The sequence below is a fragment of the Candidatus Frankia nodulisporulans genome (genome assembly GCF_902806475.1).
Taxonomy (GTDB): Bacteria; Actinomycetota; Actinomycetes; order Frankiales; family Frankiaceae; genus Frankia; species Frankia umida.
In genome coordinates this window covers 1-7,182 of the sequence record NZ_CADCWS010000213.1, presented here as the reverse complement: position 1 = coordinate 7,182, position 7,182 = coordinate 1, and the positions used below count along the sequence as shown (strand labels likewise).

General features: G+C 72.7%; 7 protein-coding genes. 4 read left to right on the top strand and 3 right to left on the bottom strand.

Annotated features, from left to right (window positions below; all coding sequences use genetic code 11):
* The first annotated feature begins 412 nt into the window (after positions 1-412).
* Positions 413-601 carry a hypothetical protein gene (locus G6R24_RS16315; protein ID WP_163550097.1) on the top strand — a complete coding sequence of 63 codons (189 nt, stop codon included), beginning with the start codon at positions 413-415 and terminating at the stop codon, positions 599-601.
* Between the two features lie 76 nt (positions 602-677).
* On the opposite strand, the gene G6R24_RS16310 is transcribed toward G6R24_RS16315, so the two are convergent.
* The gene (locus tag G6R24_RS16310) at positions 678-941 is read right to left on the bottom strand and encodes a DUF2277 domain-containing protein (protein ID WP_163550096.1); all 264 of its coding nucleotides are present in this window, start codon (positions 939-941) and stop codon (positions 678-680) included.
* A gap of 347 nt (positions 942-1,288) precedes the next feature.
* Between G6R24_RS16310 and G6R24_RS16305 the strand changes: the two genes are divergently transcribed.
* Positions 1,289-1,807, top strand: a complete 519-nt coding sequence (locus G6R24_RS16305; RefSeq protein ID WP_163550095.1) for a hypothetical protein — start codon at positions 1,289-1,291, stop codon at positions 1,805-1,807.
* A gap of 91 nt (positions 1,808-1,898) precedes the next feature.
* Here G6R24_RS16305 and G6R24_RS16300 read toward each other — a convergent pair whose 3' ends face one another.
* On the bottom strand, positions 1,899-2,768 hold the full coding sequence (locus G6R24_RS16300; protein WP_225438615.1) for an oxygenase MpaB family protein: 870 nt from the start codon (positions 2,766-2,768) through the stop codon (positions 1,899-1,901).
* Positions 2,769-3,105: 337 nt separating this feature from the next.
* On the opposite strand from G6R24_RS16300, the gene G6R24_RS16295 reads away from it, so the two are divergent.
* Positions 3,106-3,954 (top strand): SAM-dependent methyltransferase, encoded by an 849-nt coding sequence (locus G6R24_RS16295; protein WP_163550093.1) that lies wholly within the window; start codon positions 3,106-3,108, stop codon positions 3,952-3,954.
* 279 nt (positions 3,955-4,233) lie between these two features.
* Complete coding sequence (locus G6R24_RS16290) at positions 4,234-5,646, top strand: aldehyde dehydrogenase (protein WP_163550092.1); 1,413 nt, start codon at positions 4,234-4,236, stop codon at positions 5,644-5,646.
* A gap of 409 nt (positions 5,647-6,055) precedes the next feature.
* Here the strand turns inward: G6R24_RS16290 and G6R24_RS16285 are convergent.
* A partial coding sequence (locus G6R24_RS16285; protein WP_163550091.1) for a PP2C family protein-serine/threonine phosphatase occupies positions 6,056-7,182 on the bottom strand: 1,127 nt, incomplete at its 5' end.

Sequence of the window (7,182 nt, the reverse complement as noted above, 5' to 3'; positions counted from 1 at the left end):
TCGCCGTCCATGAACGTTTCCGGCGGTGGTGCGGTGGCCGCGGGCCCACGATCCGGGACGGCGGGCGGTGACCCGTCCCCGGCGGCCCGTCCCCCGCGACCGATGAACGGGCCGTCCGAAGGGGCGGACGGTATCCGTGGCGGCCGACCGTGCGGGCGCGGTCGGCCCGTAGTCGTCCAGGGGCCGTGACAGGCGGTGGTGGCGCCGGTGCGTGCCGGTGGGATGGCCGCTTCTCGCGGGTCGTGCCGCCGAGGTTGATCGCCGGATGCGACACAGGCGATCCGACCTGCGACGTTCTGGTCCGGGATGCTTGGCCGCAATCAGCGAAGATGGCGTGCTTTATCAGCCGACGTTGCGGGAAAGCTCATTGCAACGGCACATTTCGGCGGCAGCGAGGACCAGGAGTAACCAGGTGAGTGTGTTCGACAGCTTGTTGACCGGACTGGACGACCAGGAACAGGACCGCACCCGGGAACTGATCGCCGACAGCGTCGCCGCCGACCGCGCGGGCGCCGAGGCCGGTCGCCCGCCGGAGCGGCTCGTCGACTCAGGCAACCGCCGGCGCCGCTCCCGCGCCGACATGGCCCGCCACCGCCGCTGATCGCAGACGCCCTGGCCGCAGGCATCGCCAGCCGTAGGCGCCGCTGACGGCAGGGCCGACGCCAGACCGGCCGGGCTCAGAGCCCGAGCCGGGCACGCACCTCGGGGCGGCGCAGCGGCGGCACAGTGGCGGGTGGCTGCCGGCGGGCGGGCAACGTCCCGAGCAGCCGGTGGACCACCGCCGCCACCTCGGCGACGGCCACCTCGACAGCGTCATCGGCCGTCGACGACGGACGACGCACCCCACTGACCTTTCGAATGAACTGGCGTGCGGCCGCCTCGATCTCCTCGTCGCTCGCCGGCGGTTCGAGGCCCCGCAGTTCCGTGATGTTGCGACACATGCCGTCACGCTAGCTTCCCCCACCGACAGTTTCCCGCGGACGTCCACCGCCCCGTGGACGTCCGCGGGTTTCGGCGTGCGTGGTTCGGGCGTCCGCTGACCGGCCTCAGGACGTCCACGGTCGGATGTCCGCCGCAGGGACGCACGTATCGGCCCAGGCGGGCTGGATCGTGCCCGGGGGTGGACCCGCCGGGCGAAATCCGCGTCTGCTTCCCCGCGCAAGGGGGAGAATAGGTTGGGTAGTGCCGCGTCCGGAGCGGTACAGGTCGATCCGGCGGTACAGGTCGATCCGGTCGGCGTAGCGGGGCCGAGGGTCGGCGCACCAGGCCCGGAGGGAGTCAGGCGGTCATGGCGGACAGCTACTACGGCGGATCGGCCGAACCCGGCCGCGGCGGTGCGGGTGGGCGCGGCGGTCCGGGGGGTCGAGGCGGGCGTGGCGCCCGGTTCGCGCAGGCACGGCGGCTGGTCAGCCAGGCCGGGCAGGATCGCACCACCGGGTGGTACCTGCCCCTGGTGACGACCGTCATCGCGGCGGGCGCGTCGTTCGAGGCGTTCGGGCGTGCTTTCGGCCTCATCTACGCGGTTCTGCTCACGGGCGCGTTCGTCGCGCTGACCTGGAGCACCATCCGCCTGATGCCGTCGGTGTCAGACCAGATGAACGTCTCCCGGGTCACCGCCGTGCAGCGGATCACCACCGTCGCCAACACGCCGGTACGCACCCGCGGTTCCTATCTGATGATGGCCGGGTTGCCGGTCGTCATCGCCCTGATCAAGACGGTCGGCTTCTTCGTCCTCGGCGGCATCCTGATCGTCGGAGTCATCGTCGGCGCCGCCGTCGCCGCCGCCTTCGTGTTCGAACGGCGCTGACGGCGCTGCGACAGGGGCTGAGGGCGCTGTCCCCGAGCAGTCGTGGACGGCATGCTGACGGCCGTGCCGCGGTGGGCGGGGGAGCCGGCGACTAGTCGAGGCCGGCGTGGGGCACGGCAGGGTCGGCGGCGCGGGTCGCCCAGCGGATGGTGGTGACGATCGTCTGGCCGGCGAGACGTCCGACGGTGGCCTCCGTGGCCGGCAGGTACGGCAGGCGCAACGGCCAGCGCGTCCACACGGGCATCAGCCCCACCGCCGCACCGGCGAGCGCGCTGTACGGGGCGCGGGCGGCCAACGGCAGCGGCGCGCGCAACAGCAGGTAGCGGGCGGCTGAGCGGGCCTCGGGCGTGCCGGTGAGCTCCGGCCGGTAGGAACGCAGCGTGTCGGCGAGTTCGGCGGTGGTACGCGGCGGATCCTTGATGCCGAGCCGTTCGGCGACGACGGCGGTGTCGGCGACATAGCCATCCCGCTGCGCGGCGTCCAGCGGATGGGTGCCGTACCGCTGGTAGGCGGCGAGGAAACTGTCGACCTCGGCGACATGCACCCAGCGCATCAGATGCGGGTCGCCGGCGGCGTAGGGCCGGCCGTCCGCGGCCACACCACGGACCCGCCGGTGGACGGCGCGCACCCGGGCGATGGCCCGTTCGGCCTCGTCGGCCGGGCCGAACGTCGTCGCCGCCAGGAAGAAGCTGGTGCGCGCCAGGCGGCCCCACGGGTCGTTACGGAAATCCGAATGCTGCGTCACCCCGGCGATCGCCAGTGGATGCAGCGACTGCAACAGCAACGCCCGCAGGCCACCGACGAACATCGCCGAGTCCGCATGCACCAGGCGGATCGGCCGGTCTTCGGCGAACCAGCGCTCACCGGGCGCGGCGAAGATCCGCTCGCGGCGCCCGGCGCCCTCGGGCCCGGCGACCCGCTGGAACACCTGCCCACCGAGCCAGCCCCGCAGCTGTGCCACCGGCCCGGCCTCGACCGGACCCGGCCTGTTCGACCCGCCCGTGGCGCCCTGCCGGACCCGCCTGCCCGGATCACTCGATGTGCCTGGATCACTCGATGCGTCTGGATCGCCCACGGTGCTCCGGGCGGATCGCATGCCCGTTCCCATGCCACCCATCATGCGCCCGGCCGCCCACAGGTGCCGCCCTGTATTAGGGTATCCGCAGCATCGCAGAGCATTTTTGCGGTTTGCGGGGGAGATCCCTGATCTCCGCTGTTTCGGTGTCTGCCGGACACCTTCGCCGCCTGCCATGCCACTGTCTCCGCGGCCCTTGGCCCCTGACCCTTCGGAGTGCGCGATGTCGGCTGACGCGGCTGTTCCGTCCAGCCCGCAGGACCGGGTGGACATCTCGGTTCCGCACTCGGCGCGAATCTGGAACTACTGGCTCGGCGGCAAGGACAGCTACCCGGTGGACCGGGTTGCCGGCGACGAGTACCTCAAGGTCTTCCCCGGCATCGCCGAGCTTGCCCGCGCCTCCCGCGGGTTCCTCACCCGTTCGGTCACGTGGCTCGCCGGTGAGGCGGGCATCCGCCAGTTCCTCGACGTCGGTACCGGGCTGCCCACCGCCGACAACACCCACGAGGTCGCCCAGCGCGTCGCCCCCGACAGCCGGATCGTCTACGTCGACAACGATCCGCTGGTTCTCGTACATGCCCGTGCCCTGCTCGTCGGCACCCCCGAGGGCGCCACCGACTACCTCGACGCCGACCTGCACGACCCCGCCACCGTCCTGGCCGGTGCCGCCCGCACCCTCGACCTCGACCAACCCGTCGCGCTCCTGCTCATGGGCGTGCTCGGCCACGTCGCCGACGACGAGGAGCTTCGCCGCATCGTCGACGCTCTGCTCGCCCCGCTCGTCTCCGGCAGCTATCTCGTGAGCTACGACGGCACCCTGCCCGCCGGCCCCGCACCCGAGGGAGGTGGCAGCGGCGGTGGCGACTTCGACGCCGCGCAGGATGAGTACAACGACAGCGGCGCCCTCCCCTACATCCTGCGCACGCCTGCGCAGTTCGCCCGCCGTTTCGACGGTCTGACGCTCATCGAGCCCGGCGTCGTCCCGCACACCCACTGGCGTCCCGCGCCTACCGTCGACGGGGCGCTGCCGGCGGCCGTCGATGGCTACTGCGGCGTCGCCCGCATCCCCTGACCGATCCGACCGAGGTCGGCGGCGAGGCCGTCGCGCCAGCTCGGATGCGCCGGCTCGTCGTCCACGATGTTGAACGTCCGTCCGGGGCGGCGGCGCCCGCCCCGTACCCGTGACCGTGTGCCCCGCCGGCCCACAACCGTGATCGCGTGAGCGGGCGCGACAATCGGTGCAGGATGTCCCGTGTGTCCGTCGGCCGGCGGGCAGTCAACGGCGGGCGACGCATGGCGTATGGCACGTGGCGTGTGGCGGCCCGGCCCGGCGCGATCAGCGGGAGGTCCTGTGCGTGGCTATGACCGGTTGTTCATCGGCGGAAACTGGGAGCGTTCGACGGGGACGGACGTCCTCGACGTGCACTCACCACACTCGACGGAGTTAGTGGGCCGCACACCCGCGGCGACGACGGCGGACGTCGACCGGGCGGTGGCCGCGGCCCGGGCCGCCTTCGACACCGGACCATGGCCGCGGCTGGCCCCGGGGGAGCGGATCGCGCTGCTGCGGCGATTCGCCGAGCTGTACGTGGCCCGCGCGCCGGAGTTCGCGGAGCTGATCACCGCGGAGATGGGCTCGCCGATCGGGTTCAGCCAGACCGGGCAGACCCTCGCACCGTGGCTGCTGCTGACCACACTCGCCGACCTCGCCGAGACCTACCCCTGGGAAGCCGAACGCACCGGCGTGCTCGGCGACCCGATCACCGTGCGGCGCGAGCCGGTCGGGGTGGTCGGCGCGATCGTGCCGTGGAACGTGCCGCAGGCGGCCATCATGTCCAAGCTCGCCCCGGCGCTGCTCGCCGGCTGCACCGTCGTGGTCAAGCCGGCGCCGGAGACGGCGCTCGACGCGCTGGCGCTCGCCGAGGTGATCGCCGAGGTGGGTTTCCCGGCGGGCGTGGTATCCGTCCTGCCGGCGGGCCGCGAGGTCGGCGAGCATCTGGTCACCCATCCCGGCATCGACAAGATCGCTTTCACCGGGTCCACCGCGGCCGGACGGCGCGTCACCCTGGAGCTCGGCGGCAAGTCGGCGGCGATCATCCTGGACGACGCCGATCTGACCGCCACCGTCGACGGGCTGAAGATGGCCAGCTTCATGAACAACGGCCAGGCCTGCGTCGCCCAGACTCGCATCCTGGCCAGCCGGGCCCGCTACACCGAGGTGGTCGACGCCCTCGCCGATCTGGTCGCCACCCTGCGGGTCGGCGATCCGGCGGACCCCGCCACCGACATCGGCCCGCTGGTCGCCGCCCGCCAGCAGGAACGGGTCGAGCACTACATCACGCTCGGCCAGGCCGAGGGCGCCCGGGTCGTCGCCGGGGGCAACGGCCGCCCACCCGGCCAGCCCGTCGGCTGGTATGTGCGACCCACCGTGTTCGCCGACGCGTCCAACGACATGCGCATCGCCCGCGAGGAGATCTTCGGCCCGGTGCTCACCGTCATCCCCTACGCCGACGAGGCGCAGGCCGTCGAGCTCGCCAACGACAGCGAGTACGGCCTGGCCGGTTCGGTGTGGACCGCCGACGCCGAACGCGGTCTGGACGTCGCCCGCCGGGTGCGTACCGGCACGTTCGCCGTCAACCGCTACACCACCGACTTCGCCGCTCCGTTCGGCGGCTACAAGGCGTCCGGCATCGGCCGGGAACACGGACCCGAGGGGTTCGACGCCTACGTCGAACTGAAGTCGATCGCCGGCCCCGCCACCTGACCTCCGCCGTCCGCCCTCCGCCGTCCGCCCATCGCCCTCCACTTGCCCCTAGCTACTCTCCGTTCGGTAATCGTTGCTCTCCGCCGGTCGCCGTAGCCACAAAACGACCGCTGTCGCCACACGCCGAGGGTTGTTCGGGAAATCAGGCCCTGATTCCAGAACAACCCTCGGCATGAGCCCGAACAACCCTCGGCACAGCGACAGGTGGGCCGCCGGAGCCGGTGTCGGAGCCGGTGTCGGTGTCGGGCTCGGAGCCCGCGTAGTGGCTCGGAGTCGGTGTCGGAGCCCGCGTCGGGCTCGGTGCCGGTGCCGGTGCCGGGAAGGGAAGGGGTGAGACGGGTGGGGCGGGTGGGGCGGGTGGGGGACGGGCCGGGCACGCCAGGTCGTGGGGGTGGTGACGGGGTGTGGGTCAGCGGGGTGGGCCGGCGAAGCGGACGGCGAGCAGGGCGGTGTCGTCCTCGTGGCCGCTGGGTCGGGCGACCGCGGCCAGCGCGCGGTCGCAGACCTCGTCGGGACTGCCGCCGGCGGACATCTGCGAGCGCAGCAGTTCCATGCCCTCGTCCACCGGACGGCTACGGTCCTCGACCAGGCCGTCGGTGTAGAACAGCAGTGTGCTGCCGGCGGTCAGGGTCAGCGAGGTCTCGGGGTAGTCGGCGAGGCCGGCGGTCAGCGGTGGGCCGGGGTCGATCGGCAGATACCGGGCCGGCGCGCCCGGCGTGATCAGCAGCGGCGGCAGGTGCCCGGCGGAGGCGACGACAAGCCGACCGGTGGACGGGTCGAGCACCGCGAGGGCCGCTGTCGCCGTGCGACCCTGCTCGAGTCGGGTGGCTGCCGTGTCCAGTCGAGTGAGCACCGTGGACGGGCGTGTCGGTGCCACTGTGTGTGCCCGCACGGCCGCGCGGATCTGGCCCATGGTCGCCGCGGCGTGGATGCCGTGGCCCATCACGTCGCCGATGACCAGGGCGACCCGTCCGTCGTCGAGGGGCAGCACGTCGTACCAGTCGCCACCGACCAGCGCACCGGCGCTGCCCGGCAGGTAGCGCCAGGCGAACGCGAGTCCGGGCAGTTGCGGGACGAGCTGCGGCAACAGGCTGCGCTGCAGGGTGACCGCGGTGCGCCGCTCGTGTTCGTACTGGCGGGCGTTGCCGATGGCGACCGTCGCCCGGTCGACGAGTTCGGCGACGACCCGCTGGTCGTCCTCGTCGTAGACATGCCCGTCGGCGGCGACTAGGCCGACCGCGGCCACCGCCTGTCCGCCGAGGATCAGCGGCAACGCGAGGCGGGCGCCGTCCTGCGAGCGTGCCGGCCGTCCCGTGCGCAGTGCCTGTGTCATCCCGACCGGATCGGCCACCGCCCGCTGCACCGGCCGCGCCGCCCGCACCGAGTCGAACTCGTCCCACGGCTGGCCGGTCATGCCGAGGAACGACCGGGGCTCGCCCTGGCTACCCAGGCGCGGGTGAGGCTGGGTGACCCGACCGGCACTGGGCTGGAGGGTGTCACTGGTGGGTACGGCGGTGCCGGCGGTGTTGACGGGTT